Annotated in this window: 15 protein-coding genes and 2 pseudogenes; 7 read left to right on the top strand and 10 right to left on the bottom strand. The window is 63.9% G+C overall.

Annotated features, from left to right (window positions below; all coding sequences use genetic code 11):
* Together QRN51_RS06680 and QRN51_RS06675 are read right to left on the bottom strand one after the other, a co-directional pair.
* Nucleotides 1–1,092 (bottom strand): hypothetical protein, encoded by a 1,092-nt coding sequence (locus QRN51_RS06680; protein ID WP_284989156.1) that lies wholly within the window; start codon nucleotides 1,090–1,092, stop codon nucleotides 1–3.
* A 279-nt stretch (nucleotides 1,093–1,371) separates the two neighbouring features.
* The gene (locus QRN51_RS06675) at nucleotides 1,372–2,481 is read right to left on the bottom strand and encodes a fatty acid desaturase family protein (protein ID WP_284989155.1); all 1,110 of its coding nucleotides are present in this window, start codon (nucleotides 2,479–2,481) and stop codon (nucleotides 1,372–1,374) included.
* Between the two features lie 283 nt (nucleotides 2,482–2,764).
* Here QRN51_RS06675 and QRN51_RS06670 point away from each other — a divergent pair, with 283 nt between their 5' ends.
* The 3 genes and pseudogenes from QRN51_RS06670 to QRN51_RS06665 all read left to right on the top strand — a co-directional run bounded on the left by QRN51_RS06670 (nucleotide 2,765) and on the right by QRN51_RS06665 (nucleotide 4,153).
* Nucleotides 2,765–3,613: an esterase/lipase family protein gene (locus QRN51_RS06670; protein ID WP_284989154.1), complete on the top strand. Its 849-nt coding sequence runs from the start codon at nucleotides 2,765–2,767 to the stop codon at nucleotides 3,611–3,613.
* Between the two features lie 113 nt (nucleotides 3,614–3,726).
* Nucleotides 3,727–3,804, top strand: a pseudogene (locus QRN51_RS23230) (nuclease-related domain-containing protein); the annotation flags it as partial.
* Nucleotides 3,805–3,853: 49 nt separating this feature from the next.
* Nucleotides 3,854–4,153, top strand: coding sequence for a hypothetical protein (locus tag QRN51_RS06665; RefSeq protein WP_284989153.1), 300 nt, complete (start codon nucleotides 3,854–3,856; stop codon nucleotides 4,151–4,153).
* A 3-nt stretch (nucleotides 4,154–4,156) separates the two neighbouring features.
* Here the strand turns inward: QRN51_RS06665 and QRN51_RS06660 are convergent, their stop codons facing one another.
* The 3 genes and pseudogenes from QRN51_RS06660 to QRN51_RS06650 all read right to left on the bottom strand — a co-directional run bounded on the left by QRN51_RS06660 (nucleotide 4,157) and on the right by QRN51_RS06650 (nucleotide 6,430).
* Complete coding sequence (locus QRN51_RS06660) at nucleotides 4,157–5,065, bottom strand: prephenate dehydratase (RefSeq protein ID WP_284989247.1); 909 nt, start codon at nucleotides 5,063–5,065, stop codon at nucleotides 4,157–4,159.
* A 93-nt stretch (nucleotides 5,066–5,158) separates the two neighbouring features.
* Nucleotides 5,159–5,542: pseudogene (locus tag QRN51_RS06655) on the bottom strand (carbonic anhydrase); the annotation flags it as partial.
* Between the two features lie 132 nt (nucleotides 5,543–5,674).
* Complete coding sequence (locus QRN51_RS06650; protein WP_059388957.1) at nucleotides 5,675–6,430, bottom strand: SDR family NAD(P)-dependent oxidoreductase; 756 nt, start codon at nucleotides 6,428–6,430, stop codon at nucleotides 5,675–5,677.
* Nucleotides 6,431–6,679: 249 nt separating this feature from the next.
* On the opposite strand from QRN51_RS06650, the gene QRN51_RS06645 reads away from it, so the two are divergent.
* Nucleotides 6,680–7,183: a hypothetical protein gene (locus QRN51_RS06645; protein WP_284989152.1), complete on the top strand. Its 504-nt coding sequence runs from the start codon at nucleotides 6,680–6,682 to the stop codon at nucleotides 7,181–7,183.
* A 173-nt stretch (nucleotides 7,184–7,356) separates the two neighbouring features.
* On the opposite strand, the gene QRN51_RS06640 is transcribed toward QRN51_RS06645, so the two are convergent.
* The 3 genes from QRN51_RS06640 to QRN51_RS06630 form a co-directional block, all read right to left on the bottom strand.
* A complete protein-coding gene (locus tag QRN51_RS06640; protein ID WP_284989151.1) occupies nucleotides 7,357–7,677 on the bottom strand; it encodes a hypothetical protein in 321 nt (106 codons plus the stop codon).
* Between the two features lie 182 nt (nucleotides 7,678–7,859).
* The gene (locus QRN51_RS06635; protein ID WP_284989150.1) at nucleotides 7,860–8,141 is read right to left on the bottom strand and encodes a hypothetical protein; all 282 of its coding nucleotides are present in this window, start codon (nucleotides 8,139–8,141) and stop codon (nucleotides 7,860–7,862) included.
* 422 nt (nucleotides 8,142–8,563) lie between these two features.
* Nucleotides 8,564–9,682, bottom strand: a complete 1,119-nt coding sequence (locus tag QRN51_RS06630; RefSeq protein WP_284989149.1) for an alanine racemase — start codon at nucleotides 9,680–9,682, stop codon at nucleotides 8,564–8,566.
* Nucleotides 9,683–9,906: 224 nt separating this feature from the next.
* Between QRN51_RS06630 and QRN51_RS06625 the strand changes: the two genes are divergently transcribed.
* Nucleotides 9,907–10,212: a hypothetical protein gene (locus QRN51_RS06625; protein WP_059388952.1), complete on the top strand. Its 306-nt coding sequence runs from the start codon at nucleotides 9,907–9,909 to the stop codon at nucleotides 10,210–10,212.
* Between the two features lie 11 nt (nucleotides 10,213–10,223).
* Complete coding sequence (locus tag QRN51_RS06620; protein ID WP_284989148.1) at nucleotides 10,224–10,685, top strand: GyrI-like domain-containing protein; 462 nt, start codon at nucleotides 10,224–10,226, stop codon at nucleotides 10,683–10,685.
* A 91-nt stretch (nucleotides 10,686–10,776) separates the two neighbouring features.
* On the opposite strand, the gene QRN51_RS06615 is transcribed toward QRN51_RS06620, so the two are convergent.
* Nucleotides 10,777–11,472 carry a maleylpyruvate isomerase family mycothiol-dependent enzyme gene (locus QRN51_RS06615; protein ID WP_284989147.1) on the bottom strand — a complete coding sequence of 232 codons (696 nt, stop codon included), beginning with the start codon at nucleotides 11,470–11,472 and terminating at the stop codon, nucleotides 10,777–10,779.
* A gap of 144 nt (nucleotides 11,473–11,616) precedes the next feature.
* Here QRN51_RS06615 and QRN51_RS06610 point away from each other — a divergent pair, with 144 nt between their 5' ends.
* Nucleotides 11,617–12,099, top strand: coding sequence for a MarR family winged helix-turn-helix transcriptional regulator (locus tag QRN51_RS06610; RefSeq protein ID WP_059388955.1), 483 nt, complete (start codon nucleotides 11,617–11,619; stop codon nucleotides 12,097–12,099).
* A 24-nt stretch (nucleotides 12,100–12,123) separates the two neighbouring features.
* On the opposite strand, the gene QRN51_RS06605 is transcribed toward QRN51_RS06610, so the two are convergent.
* The gene (locus tag QRN51_RS06605) at nucleotides 12,124–13,518 is read right to left on the bottom strand and encodes a glycosyltransferase 87 family protein (RefSeq protein WP_284989146.1); all 1,395 of its coding nucleotides are present in this window, start codon (nucleotides 13,516–13,518) and stop codon (nucleotides 12,124–12,126) included.
* Nucleotides 13,519–13,571: the final 53 nt, after the last annotated feature.

The raw sequence follows: 13,571 nt of genomic DNA, 5'->3' as shown, positions 1-13,571 counted from the left end.
TCAGTGAGTCGGTGACGCCTGGATGGTTCTCGCTGTGGCTTCTATCTTGAGGGTAAGCGCGGCGAGGGCGAGCATTTCCAGTCCGGTCCAGGCGAGCGTCCCGCCCCAGATTTCAGGGGAGAAGCTCAGTGCCCCGTCGTGGACCGCCACACCGGCGAAGTACGGGGCCCAGAACACGACGGGGGAGAGGCCTGTCGCGATCATTAGCCGCGCGTGGCTGGTCGGGCGGGGTCGTACCATGGCCCACAGCAATCCAACGAGGACGGCTCCAGCGACGGCCGCCGGAACGAGCCAGGCGTCACGCAGCGCGACCATGATCTGCAGGGCCACCGAGGGCAGCAGCACCATGGCCGCGGGCACGGCGGCGTGCAGGCGCCATCGTAGCGAAAGCAAAAGGACGGGCACGAAAAGCACAGCCGTTGAGACAAAGAACGATCCCAAGGACACGATGATGGACGACGACGTCGGCACCGTCACCGCGGGCTCCGCCCCGGGAGCGGAGATGTACGTCTGGATGAGCCCGTGACGGGCGAAGACCGTGAATTCCTGCAGGATGAATGCCGCGACCATGCCGGAGAGCATGGCGCTCGCGACGGCTGGTATCAGCCGCGGCCATGACCGTTCGGGTGAGTGCCATGCCGAGGAGAACGGCGCGCCGAGGATGAGGAAGCCTCCCGTGGCGAGCCCCAGATGGGACGGGCTGAATAGCGCCTTGAGGCCCTGCTCGATGCCGAACACCGAATGCCAGGCGAAGTCCGCCATCCCGGAGATGAGGAAGAGGACGACCCCGGCTGCCGCGGCCCCATACCCGGCGGGGATGGCTTCGGTCCACCGTGTGCCGGGTGCGTGGCGGCGCCAGGTCAGGGCGGCGATCCAGAGGGCGCACGCCGCGAAGCCCGAGTAGAGGATCGCGTGCCACGGAGTGAAGAACGTCTCGAGGTCGCGGAGGTTGTTGTGCGCCCAGCCGTCAACATAGGTTCCGGTGAGGAGCCAAACGCCGGCCACGAGGGTAATGACGTCTTCAACGGCAGTCGTGGGGCGGTGGACTGATACCGGCGGAATCGCAAAAGCGTGAGCTGCTGTGGCGTCCATAGCTCCACAGTAGGTCCCGCCGCCTTTCGCGGCGAGAGGCAATCTCTTTTGCTGGAACCCCGGCCGCTGCGCCGTTGGCGGTTCCTGTTGACCAGGCTTCTTGCCCGGACCTAGCATCGCCGTGCTGGTGCGTGATGGTCTGGGGCATCCCTTGACCTTCGACCCAGCCGCCGCCTGGAAGTGATCGTCTTTGCGGCACTCATCGCGTGGACTGTCTGGGACCGGAAACGGCGGCAAGCATCGTGGTCTTCCTGACGGGTCTGTGCCGCCGGCCGCTGGTTATCGCCGGTATTCGCCGGCCACTGGACAGGTGAACGGATCCGCTGCCGCGAGTCCTACCGTATTAAGGTAGCGAACCACGATTGCGTACGAGTGCAGCAGCCCCGTTTCGGTGTAGGCGATCCCCTCGGCATCGCAGTGCGCCTTGACCAGCTGACGGACCTCTCGCAGGTGCGGGCGGGGCATATCGGGGAACAAGTGGTGTTCTATTTGGTGATTAAGCCCGCCCATGAGCAAGGTCACGAATCGTCCTCCGGCGATGTTGCGGGACGTGACCACCTGCCGTGTCAGGAAGTCCACCCGGCTGTTTTCGGACAGGATCGGCATCCCCTTATGATTCGGCGCGAAGCTTCCTCCCATGTAGAGACCGAACACGGCGACCTGTACCACGATGAATGTGACGGCGATCGCGGGGGACAGGACGAGGAAAAGCAGGCCGACGTAGGCACCGAAGTGCAGACCCAGCAGGGCGATCTCAAGCCACCGGTACTTCACTGGCCCTCGCCGAAGCAAATACTTCAACGAGTCAATATGCAGCGTCCATCCGAGGAACAAGAGCAAAGGGAAGAGCAAATAGCCTTGGTGCTTGCCGAGGGCACGGCCGAGTCTTCCGCGGCTGCTTGGCACTTCGTTGTGGAAGATAACCACACCCTGTGCGATGTCCGGGTCATGATTGACCATGTTCGGGCGGGCATGGTGCCGCGAGTGCTTGTCGGTCCAATACGCGAAACTCATGCCTACCACCAGGGTGGCAATGAGGCGTGCAGTCCACTCGTTCGAGGAACGGGACGCAAACACTTGCTGATGGGCTGCTTCATGGCCGAGGAAGGCGAACTGCGTGAAGACGACGCCGGAGGCGCCTGCCACGGCCAGCTGAAGCCAGGAGTCTCCCAAGATGAAGAACACCACCCAGATCCCTGTCCCCACCACGGCCAGGGTCGTCAGCAGGAGGAGGTAGTAGCGTCGGCACCGCCGGAGCAGACCCGCTTCCCGGACGGATTTCAGGAGGTCCGCATAGCTGCTCGTGACCTTGTTGATCCGTGCCCTTGGCGGAGCGGGTCGTGGCGGCATCGTCAGCGCGGGCACGGACGGTGAAGGCTGGTTGGTCAAGGGCAAGTGGTTGCCTCCTCGGATGCGCTGAAGACGCGCTGCCGGGGTCCGGGGCAACACAACCAGCCTAGGCGCCGCTGGCCCTACCCGTCCAGAGGATTGGGATCAGGGCGGGACGATCAGTCGGTGATTGGTCTGGCATTCGATACGGTCCGGGGTTGACCAGCGGGGTGCACGTTTTCTCAAGTTTGCAGCACGGTATTGCAACCCGGCGGTAAGTTACCCCAAAGTAGCTAGGGATGCCGCGGACATAGGGGTTCGCGGCCAGGAGAAAGGCAAGGCCATGCGCCGATTCCGACTCACCGCCGTCCTCGCCGCTGCGGCGCTCACGATTGGACTCTTCGCCGCACCCGCGGCTCAGGCCGACTCGATCTCGCCGGACCCGCCCGGAGCCAATGACTGGACGTGCAAGCCGTCGAGCGTGCATCCGTACCCGGTAGTCCTCGTCCCAGGGACGTTCGAGACGATGTACAAGAACTGGGCGCTGTTCTCGCCCGTACTTAAGAATCAGGGGTACTGCGTCTTCTCGCTCAACTACGGAGTAGTCAACGGTGTCCCCGCCAGCGGGCCAATTCGGGACTCCGCTGCTGAGCTTGCGACGTTCGTTCGCTCAGTTCTCGGCGCAACGGGTGCGAAGCAGGTAGATCTCGTCGGCCACAGCCAAGGTGGGATGATGCCGCGCTATTACATCGGCTTCCTCGACGGCGCCAAGTATGTGCACCATTTGGTTGGCATTGCGCCGTCGAACCATGGCACCCAAGGCCTGATCGCGCCGTCGCCCGCAGGGATGATTCTCGACACGACCGCAACGAGCACCCTGTGCCAGGCCTGCGCGGACCAGCATGCCGGCTCGGCATTCATGACCGAGCTCAATTCGATCGGCGACGCCGTGCCGGGGCCGTCGTACACAGTGATCTCGACCCGCTACGACGAGGTCGTGACGCCCTATACGAGCCAGGCTCTTGTTGGGCCGCTCAAGCAAATGTCCAACCTTGTTCTGCAGGACTACTGCCCGCTCGACACATTCGAACACGATCAATCTCCCAACGACCCGAACGTGTGGTCTCTCGTCTCCAACGCGCTTCTCCAGAGCGGCCCCGCAGATCCGGGGTATCGCCCGGAGTGCGTGTAGCGGGTGGTGGCCCGTCGCCGAGGGATGGGTGAACGAGTGGAAATTATGGATTGCCGACACCCTTAACTGCAGACAGCCGCCCGTGGTACACGGGCGCCGTCGGGGAATTGGCGGTGGCTCGGGTTCTGGCGCGGCTGGGACCCGAATGGACAGTCCTTCATGCGGTTCCGGTCGGGGCCGGCACGTCGGACATTGATCATGTGTTGATCGGGCCGGCAGGGGTGTACACAGTGAACACCTGTGCTCACAGACGGTCAGCTGCTGCGCTGGCTGAACCGGCGCAAACCCGTCCTCACTCCAGAGCAGCTCCCCCTCGTTGTCGCCGTTGCCGCATTGCCGGGAACCTGGCACCGCCAGCCTGCGGCGTCCAGGGACGCCGTCGCTCTTCAGCGGGCCTTCGACGCTGTCAGGACGGAAGTCGTGGGGGCCCGACGACGGCGGGCGGCATGGGCGCTTGCAGTCGCGGCCTACTTCGTAGTCGCCGTTCTCAAACTTCCGGTGATCATTGCGTGGTTCGTTCCGATGCTCGTGCACGGGTAGCCACTAAAGCGACAAAGTGGTCTTTGGAGTGCCGGCAGGCGTTGTGCCTGGATTGCCGGAATTGGTGAACCCCTGGCTTCGGTATGGAGCAGCAGCATATACGCCGAGAACCCTGACCTCATCGGTGAAGAACTCCAGCTCCTCGAGCGCGAGGCGCACGGGGGTGTCGGATGGGTGACCTTCAACGTCTGCCATGAAGGTGGTCGCAGCAAACTCGTTGCCCACCATGTAGCTTTCCAGGCGCGTCATGTTCACGCCGTTCGTCGCGAAACCACCCAGGGCTTTGTACAGCGCCGAGGGTACATTCCTGACCCGGAAGACGAAGCTGGTGATCACGGGCCCGGGCAACTCGTCGCGGGTTTGCTGCCGTCGTTCCCTGGACAGGGCGACAAAGCGCGTCGTGTTGGTGGCGTCGTCCTCGACGTCTTCCGCCAAGACATCCAACCCGTACATCTGGGCGGCGAGCGGAGGCGCCAGCGAGACCTTGGAAGGGTCATTCCAGTCGCGGACCTCCCGTGCCGAGCCGGCGGTGTCTCCGGCAACAACCGGTTTCAGCCCCATTGACCGGATCAGTTTTCTACACTGGCCAAGGGCATGAATGTGGCTGTGCACTTCTTGCGCCTGTTCGAGAGTGCTTCCGGGTATGCCCAGCAAGTGGAACCGGATCCTGAGAAAATGCTCGCCCACAATCTGCAATCCGGATTCGGGGAGGAGGACATGGATATCGGCAACCCGTCCGGCGATGGAGTTCTCAATCGGAATCATGGCGAGGTCCGCATCGCCGGATTTCACTAGTTCGAAAGCATCTTCGAAGCTGGGGCACGGTACTGGCTCCATGGCCGGGAACATCTGAAGGCAAGCGATGTTGGAGTTAGCGCCGGGCTCTCCTTGGTATGCAACTTTACGAACCATGGAGCACATGGTGTCACATTTTGCCGCGTTCCCTCGTTCCTGGTGCCCGGTGCGTAATGTGCACCCGTCGCCGGCTCTAGATGACGCCGGCTGGGAGACGAGCTGCGCCCGGCCCTCTTCGAGTTGGTACGCGAGGCCCACCACTGCGGTGGAGTAGTTGTCAACGGCGTCGAAAATCACCCGTGAACTGTCCATGAGGCGGCGCACGGTCTCTTTGACGTGTTCGAAGACCCTATCGTTTACTTCCGTCTTGTCGTCGCGCATCGACTTCAGGACCGACGGTGTGATCCGTTCGACCAGATCGCGGATGTGGCCTGGGGGAGCCTCCCCGGTTTCCACGGCCTCTTTCGCGGCGGTGACGGCGCCGCAATTGTCGTGTCCAAGGACCACGATCAGGGGCACATGGAGCACCGAGATCGCCTACTCGAGCGAGCCGAGAACGGCGTCATCGATCACGCGCCCTGCTGTGCGCACCACTGACTCTGTTGCTCACCCTCCTTACTTTGAGGGGATGCGCCGATGCGTGTGCGGAAGTATCGGGTTACCCTCACTGAGCGCATCGCACTCCCCGGCCGCGCCCCGATCCACGAGCCGACGGATGGCGGTAGCTCAGACGGCGGTGTAGCCGCCATCGACGAGTACGTAAGAGCCGGTCATGAAACTGGCCTTGTCGGAAAGTAGGAACGTGGTGACGTTCGCGATCTCTTCGGGCTGTCCCAGGCGGCCGAGCGGATGCTTCGCCTCGAGCCCACTGAGGACTTCTTTCGGCGCGGCGGCCAGGAGCGGCGTATCGATATAGCCGGGGCCGATCGCGTTGACGCGCAATCCCTGGGCTCCGTATTCAGCCGCAGCATTCTTGGTCAGGCCCACGACGCCGTGCTTGGCCGCGGTGTAAGCGGCGTTGCCGGGAGCAGCGACGGCGCCGTGGATCGACGCCATGTTCACGATGGCACCTTCGGAGGCACCTGCGGCAAGGATGGCCGGGACCTGGTAGCGCATTCCGTAGAGGACCCCGCTCAGGTTGATGGCGATGACCCGGTCCCAGTCCTCAACGTCGAGGTCTCCGACAGGAGCATTTGCGCCGCCGATGCCTGCGTTGTTAACGGCATAGTTGAGGGCACCATAGCGCGAGACCGCGAAGTCGACGGCCTTCTTACTGTCCTCGGCGACGGCAGTGTTGCCCTGGAAGGGAACCGCGGTGCCGCCAGCGGCGGTGATCTCGTTGCTCACACGCGTTGCAGCGTCTCGGTTGATGTCGACGACGACGACGTTGACACCGTTCTTCGCGAGGTCTTTGCTGATTGCTTCCCCAAGTCCGGAGCCTCCGCCGGTGACGATCGCGGTCTTGCCTTTGAAGTCACTCATAATTCCTCCTCGTGCGGCGGGATCGGTCCCGCAGATTTCAGTGGTGAGCGCTGGTTGAGCAGCTCGGTTGTGGCAACCGTACGCCGTCCCGTGAGAAGAAGCCCGGATTCCTAATCTCCTAGCGCCACAGGTAGGGGTCCTTTGACCTCCCGCCCAGGCGTGGAACGGCTCGAAAGTCTTCCTTCAGGTGCGAAACGGCGGCACCATGAAGTAGAGCAGAACCCGTCCAACGATGGAAGGGAGAGCAGCATGGATGAGCGAAGATCCCGTCGACGTCCGAGGTTTCCGGGCTGGGAAGTCGGACCGGCGGCGGTGGGACTGGGCTTGGTCGCCCACCTGGTCTCGGGTGGCGTGCGTCCCGGGGTGCCTGTGCTGATCGCGCTGACGGCCCTGCTGAGCATGTGCGCTTCGCTGCTCGCCCGGATCAACCTACCGAGTTGGCTATTGCTCGTTCTCTGCGGCGTAGCCCAGCAGGTTCTGCATCTGGCCTTCGACCGACTTTCTGGAACCTTCTCGGTTGGCGCGCCCGCCCAACATCAGCATGCAGCGACGGGATTGCAGCCTGGGCAGCTGACCGCGACGCCATCCCCTGCCGGGCACTCTCCGGATTTGATGCTGGACACCCACGTTGCCGCAGCGTTGCTGACAGCGCTCCTCGTCGCCCGTGTGGATCTATCGCTTGCGCGGGCGTGGAACCTGCTCCATCGCACAGCTTCGGGAGATACACACAAAGCCCATCAGGGCACGCCTTAGCCATTCCCCACCAACCACGAAACCTCATTCGTGCGCAGCCAACGCGGCGACATCCGCGATAGACGAGTTTGGAGGCCAGATGGCTAACCCTGCATGCCCCCGGGGTCACTGCCAGTACCCTCTCGACGGGGACTCCCTCATTATCTCTGTGGGCTGTGATGCGTGGCTGGCTTCTACGATGCATCGCTAATGTCGGCAAGAAACCAATCCGGGGATTGCGGACTCCGCTGCAGATGGAATGTGCTCAATGCGGAGTCTGAACTGAGGCGGACCTGTAGCCGCCAGTGTTCAACGGCTGCGGGGTCTTCGCCGTCGGAGGCGGCCGACGCGCTGCGGTGACGCCCGCCGTCGCGCCCGAACCAATGCGCGGCGCCGGCGTCGGGATCCACGGCCCAGATGCGGCCGTCATATCGGACGGCCAACGGGGCGCCGTCGGGGCTGAAGCGAACGGCGATCTCTTCTAGCGTGTGAATGGCCTCGGCAGTGAGTGTCATCGATGTGTTCTTTCCCGGGTTGTGCGGCGCGCCGTTGTCATGCGGCCTTTGCGAGGGTTGGATCGGTTTTGTCCGCACTCTTTTAATCGTTTGTGTCCACGGAAAAGGTACGCTCGCGTCCAAAAAACCTGGGCGCGAAACTCGCCGTTCGCCCCGTGTGGTTGCCGGCCCGCAGATCCCGGCTACGCGTACTTCAGGCTGAGCAGAAGTGCCTTGAGCTGCTTGTATTGTTCGGTAGCCACCCAGGACCTGGCTGCGTCTGGGGAGATGAAAGCCGGGGTGCCGAAGATGACCCGGGCGACCATCATTCCGTTGGGCATGAAGGTTTGGTTCGTGCCGGAACTGTGCACGGACGGATCAAACTCGGGGGCATTGCGGACGTCCATCAGGTACATGTAGGTGCCGTCGACGCCCTGATCGACGGCGAAACCGAATTCCCGGGACCGGCCGGCCAGATTGGGCAATGCCGGAATGGGGGCGCTATCAAGGACCGTTCGTGTCACTGGGCCGGCGGCGCCGGGGCCGTACGTGGCTGGAAACGCTCTCCCACGAGGCAAGGCAGGGCAGATAATGGTCCTAAGCGAACCTTGGCGGTCCCGACCCGGGAGACGATGAAATGGTTGCGGACATCATTGTCCAAGTGGTGGCAGACCTTATCGAGGGATGGTTCGATTGGCGGCCGACGCCTCGCCAGCGTGTCTTAAGGGCTTTGGATCTCTCGAGTGAGCCTGTCCTATCTCTGAAGCAAAGGGAATTCGGGCGGACGTGGCTGACGTACGGCTTGGGACACCTTGTGGATCTGGGGCTTGAATCGCGCGTCAAGGATATTCAGAAGGCACTGCAGCGTGTTGACTCCTTCCCTTGGGAAACCAAAGAGTAAGACCATCTAGAACACCGGACGCCAGGTCTCGACGGCGTCATCGCCGACAGCAACGATCTCACGCCAGCGGTCGAACACTGAGCAAGGGTGGGAGATGCCCAGATCCACGATATCGCCGACCTGCAGGCCTTCTGCGTCGTCCACGATGGCGTGGTGGTCGAAGAGGCGCGTCAGCGTGGCGCCTTCGCCGTCCGGCAGGAGGGCCCCGTTACGGAATCGGGAGACGATCACCGGCAGGCCGGCGTCGTACGCCAACTCCCGCTTGCCCGCGTTCAGGACAACGCGCCCGGGTTCAGGGGCGGAGATGACCAGTGCCCGAACCACGACGGCGGCGGTGAGACCCGGGATTGGCGAGACGCTCTGGTAGGTGCCGTGGTCGTGCACGACGTAGCAGCCTGACCGGAGCACGTTGACGGAGGTGCTGTGCGGCAGGAACGCGGCGGCACGGTCCTGGAACGCCGAGCCGCCGTTGCTGAAGACCGGCAGATCCACCTCGAAAGTGGCGTGCAGTTCGTCGAAAATGTCGCGGGCCAGGCGGCAATGCGAATCGATCCCGGCCAGGTTTGCATCGGTCCTGGTGTTCGGTGCCACGCCCTCGTAGGCGCTGACGCCGGCCAACAATAATCCCTGGGCGGCACGAACCTCAGCAGCGAGAGGCCCGGCTTCGGCTTCGCTGCGGATCCCGGTGCGGCCGCCGGCGGTCCCGACGTCGATCAGTACGTTGAGCGGCTGTGGCGAGTGTTCGAACACTTCGGCCATGGCTTGGACGCCCGCCGTCGAATCGGCCAGGCAGTAGATCTCCAGCTCCGGCGAGGCTGTCAGCCGGGCGCGGAGCTCCTCGAGGTGGCCGCGGAACAGCACCTCGTTCGCGATGAGGATCCGGGTGGCACCCCACTCGATGGCCTGCGCGGCCTGCGCGGTGGTCGCCACGGTCACACCCCAGGAACGGGGCAACTGCCGGCGGACAATCTCGCCCGTCATGGTGGTCTTGATGTGCGGGGCCAGCACCATGCCGCGTTCGCGTGTCCAGGCCTCTTTGATGCCGATATTGCGCTCGACGGCGGCAACGTCCAGGAGCATCTGCGGCAAGGTGTTGAGAGGGAGGGCGGGGTCAAGGTGCGGCATGCGATGCGGTTCCTTCAGGACGTTCCGGAAGCTGGGTACCCGGAGATCCTATCCGGGTTCAGTAACTAGAGAACCCGTCGGCAGGTCGCCGCGAATGACAAGTAGTGGCCACTCGGGCGGTTACAGGGCGGAATGAGTATGGTCTTTCTCGTGTCAGACCTTTCAGGCGGATCGTCGCGTGGCTGGCTGCCACGAGCTGAGTCCAGGCCATAGGAGGTCACATCATGTCCGTCATCATTGCAACCAAGGTATCCGGTGACACGAGCGTTTTCGCCAAGTCGCTGGAGGAGCGCGCTGACGAGTATCGCCAATGGGGGGAGCGCGGCCGGGCTGCTGGGGCCATCCACCATCAGTTCGCGGTCGGCGACGGGTTTGTCCTCGTAGTCGATGAATGGGAATCGACAGAAGCATTCCAGAAATTCTTCGGTGACCCCGAGATCCAGGCGTTCATCGGCTCGGTCGGCGGCGACCCGAACGTGGCCCCTGAAGTCACCGTCGGGGAATCGGTCGACTCTGCGGACAAGTACTAGCCGACTCGCGCATGTCGGTCCCCGTCAACGTACAGACTGTTCGCCCGCGCATGCTGGCCGCCGTCCGGCGTGAGGTCGTTCCGGGCGAAGTCGGCTCGGCGTGGGGCCCTGCTGTGGCGCTGGTCTGGGACTTCATTCGCAGTCAGCCGGGTCTGTGGACGGACGGCCACAATGTCTTCGTCTACCACCACCCGAACACGCCTGACGCACCCCTTGTGTGCGACTTCGGCGTCGAAGTCACGCGCACCTTTGAACCGGCGGGCGAGGTTCATGCAACCGAAACCCCCGCGGGCCAGGCTGCCGTGGCAGTCCACCGTGGGCCGTACCACCGCATGGACGAGGCATACAAGACGATCGAGGAGTGGATGGCGGCGAATGATAGGGAGTCTGCCGGGCATTCGTGGGAGATCTACGGAGATCCGACACCAGATCCGGCGGACACTGAAACCACGATCGTGCACTTGCTGAAGTAGCTGGCCGGCCGGGGCGCCTTTGCCGAGTTCGCGGAACATGGCGGGGGGATGGCTGCGCGCCGCTATGCATATAGGCCGAAAAACCAGGTGGTCAGGGGGTGAGGGGGCCTTGCAGAACCTGGACGGCAAGCGCTTTGTCACCTTCGATGAGAGCAGTTTCTGCGAGGTTGGAGCGGCCCCAGAGCCCCAGGTACATCCCGTGCAGCGGGGCGGCAATGGAGGCCTCGGCTACCCCTTGGCCGAGTTTCCAGCTCCGGGCTCCGGGTACGTGGAAGATCACTGCCCCTTTCGGCTGGGGCATCCGTCCCAGGCGAAGCTGTCGCGGAGTGAACATTGTCAGGATTTCGTCGATTCCGTCGAGCAGGAAATCTTCTGCGAAAACAGGGTCTGCCAACCCTGTTGTTTGGCAGGCGTCGATGAGGTGGACGGCGTGTTCATGTGCCTGGCGCCGGCGCCAGAACCCGGCTTTGCGCGGAGGCGGGCCGAAGTTCCAGCACGGCTCCTCGGGTTCGAGTGCCGACATTGTCGCGAGGAAGGCGTCCGCGCCTTGGAGGAACCACATTTCGGCTCCGGTGACCGGTGGTTCAGGTTCCTCGACGAACTTGCCCGAAAGGACTATTTGGGCTGCCCAACGTTCGATCGACCCCAGATGCCCGAAGAGATCCCTCAGTGTCCAGCCAGGGCACGCAGGGACAGGACGGGTCAGAATGTCCTCGGGTTGGCGAGCGAGGACGCTCAGGCGGTCAAGGCTGTTGGCCAGCTCAGTAAGAAGGCGATCCGGCGACATATGCCGAGCATAATGGGCCGGCCGGTTTCCCTGAATTCCAGCGGGTTCCAACACGGTGTGGCGATCACGCCAACGATGCTCCTGGCGCGGGTCGTTTCACACTGGCATCCCGCACTTAGGAAGCAGGCTTACTATGGTGGATGTATGCCGGACTTAAACGACTGGACGACTCCACGGTTGCTCTCAACTGCAGCGCGACTGGTCGAGCATGCCTGGAATGAAAAGCTTGCTGTCTTGGGCCTGACCCATGCGGGTGTCATAGCGTTGGAGGTTCTCGACGCGGAAGGGGCCATGGTGCAGGCCCGGCTTTCCACCAAAGTCCAGGTGCGGGCGCAGACCATGGGACAGACGCTTTCGAGGTTGGAGGCGCATGGGCACATTACCCGGGAACGTAGCCGCCTGGACGGGCGCTCGCAGCGGGTGGCTGTTTCCGAGTCGGGCCGGACGGCCCTTGTCCAGGCCCGGGCGCTTGACCGGAATCTGACTCCCGGCGTCGAAGTCGGCGTGGAGGAACTGCGCGGTAAGCTAGTGGCCGTTATCCGCTGGCTCGGTTCTGCGCGCTGGGGCGAAGAAATGCCCGAGAACGAGTCAACGGCAACCAGCAAGGATCTGCCTGAGCAGAGCTAGCGCACCAGCAGCATGGCCGCCCGATTACGCCACTGCGTGCTGCCGCCGTCGTCTCACTACCGTTGCAACCACCAGGAGCACGACGACGGTCCCCAGGCCGAGTCGCGCCGCCAATGGGCCGTTGGGTTCGGCGCCGGTGAAATACATCAAGGCCAGCACGGGGGCGATGGCGGTGAACTCGTAGCGACGGCTCAACACGACGAACGGCAGAAGCAGCAGTGCGTACCACGGATAGCTGGGCGAAACGACCAGCAGCATCCCTCCGATCATCAAGACTTGTCCGTCCCATGGCCGGGTGGCGTCGGTTGTCCGCCATACGTAACCCGCGAGGCCGAGCAGGAGCACGAGGGCTGCCGGCGCTGCCCAACTGGCCGGGAGCACCAGCTTCAACAAAGCGAACCGCGGGCTGTCCTGCCCGTCGTACCCCTCCGAACGAAGGTATTCGGGAAGATAGCCCAGGACGGCCCAACCGCTGGCGAGGACGTATGGTACGTACACCACGGCGAACGTGGCCACGGCGGCCGCGCCGAAGCGGAACGGCCGCCGGTACAGCAGTGCCGGGGCGCTGATGACCGGGATCAGCTTGGTGGCCACGGCCGCGCCGAAGGCGATTCCGGAACCCAGTGTGCGCCCGCCCACCAGCAGTAGCGCCGCCGCCAAGGCCAGGGCGGTGCCCAACGCATCCACATGCGCCCCGTTGATGGCTTCAAAAGCCACCAGCGGAGACCAGGCCCACCAGACGGCTTGGTGCGCGGGCCTTCCGGTGCGGCGCAGGAACGCCAGCAATGCCACCGTGATGGCGAGGCTAAGCAGGAGCCCTGCCAGTTGGAAGGCGATGAATCCAACCTCGGGACCCGGGACGAGCCGCACGGCCAGGAAATAGAGTTCTGCCACCGCCGGGTAGACGGTGGGCACGGCGGGCCTGTTGATGGCCGTGCACAGGGTACTGCCGCCGGGAATGTTGGTGGTGGTCTCCGTACCTGTGGGGAAGGGATTGCTATGGCATGTTCCATCCGGCCCGGCGTCTTGGAACAGCCACGGCGGCCGCAGCGGCCGCAGCGCTTCGTCCGCCGGAACGTGGGCATATGGGGAGATTCCGGCCTTCTGGACGATGCCGTCCCACGCATAGCGTGCGGAGTCGTTGCTGGTGGCCGGCGGTGCGGCGATGGCCGCGGCTCCCACCAAGAGCGAGCCTAGAAGGACGACGGAGGCCGCGTGCCGCGCCGGGATCCGGCGCGCCACTAGTACCGCCGGGAAGAAGACAATCCAGGCGGCCAGCGTGCCAAGGGGAGACACCCACTCCGCGGACGGATCGGTGGTGACGGTCCACCAGACGACGGCGGCGAGCAGGGCCACCAATGCCAGCGCCATCACCGCAGCCGAAATGCCGGACGCGCGCCGGGTTGTTGGTTCGCTCACCCTTCGATCGTGCACCACGTGCAGGCTGGTGGGCCATTGATCCGCGGCACCGT

Source organism: Arthrobacter sp. efr-133-TYG-120 (assembly GCF_030209785.1).
Classification (GTDB): Bacteria; Actinomycetota; Actinomycetes; order Actinomycetales; family Micrococcaceae; genus Arthrobacter.
Note: the sequence above shows the minus strand (reverse complement) of the source record. Positions and strands in the feature narration are given on the sequence as shown.

Coding starts and splice junctions, on each gene's coding strand:
- QRN51_RS06680 (WP_284989156.1), bottom strand. CDS start 1,092: ATGGACGCCACAGCAGCTCACGCTTTTGCGATTCCGCCGGTATCAGTC.
- QRN51_RS06670 (WP_284989154.1), top strand. CDS start 2,765: ATGCGCCGATTCCGACTCACCGCCGTCCTCGCCGCTGCGGCGCTCACG.
- QRN51_RS06660 (WP_284989247.1), bottom strand. CDS start 5,065: ATGGTTCGTAAAGTTGCATACCAAGGAGAGCCCGGCGCTAACTCCAAC.
- QRN51_RS06650 (WP_059388957.1), bottom strand. CDS start 6,430: ATGAGTGACTTCAAAGGCAAGACCGCGATCGTCACCGGCGGAGGCTCC.
- QRN51_RS06645 (WP_284989152.1), top strand. CDS start 6,680: ATGGATGAGCGAAGATCCCGTCGACGTCCGAGGTTTCCGGGCTGGGAA.
- QRN51_RS06640 (WP_284989151.1), bottom strand. CDS start 7,677: ATGACACTCACTGCCGAGGCCATTCACACGCTAGAAGAGATCGCCGTT.
- QRN51_RS06630 (WP_284989149.1), bottom strand. CDS start 9,682: ATGCCGCACCTTGACCCCGCCCTCCCTCTCAACACCTTGCCGCAGATG.
- QRN51_RS06625 (WP_059388952.1), top strand. CDS start 9,907: ATGTCCGTCATCATTGCAACCAAGGTATCCGGTGACACGAGCGTTTTC.
- QRN51_RS06620 (WP_284989148.1), top strand. CDS start 10,224: ATGTCGGTCCCCGTCAACGTACAGACTGTTCGCCCGCGCATGCTGGCC.
- QRN51_RS06615 (WP_284989147.1), bottom strand. CDS start 11,472: ATGTCGCCGGATCGCCTTCTTACTGAGCTGGCCAACAGCCTTGACCGC.
- QRN51_RS06610 (WP_059388955.1), top strand. CDS start 11,617: ATGCCGGACTTAAACGACTGGACGACTCCACGGTTGCTCTCAACTGCA.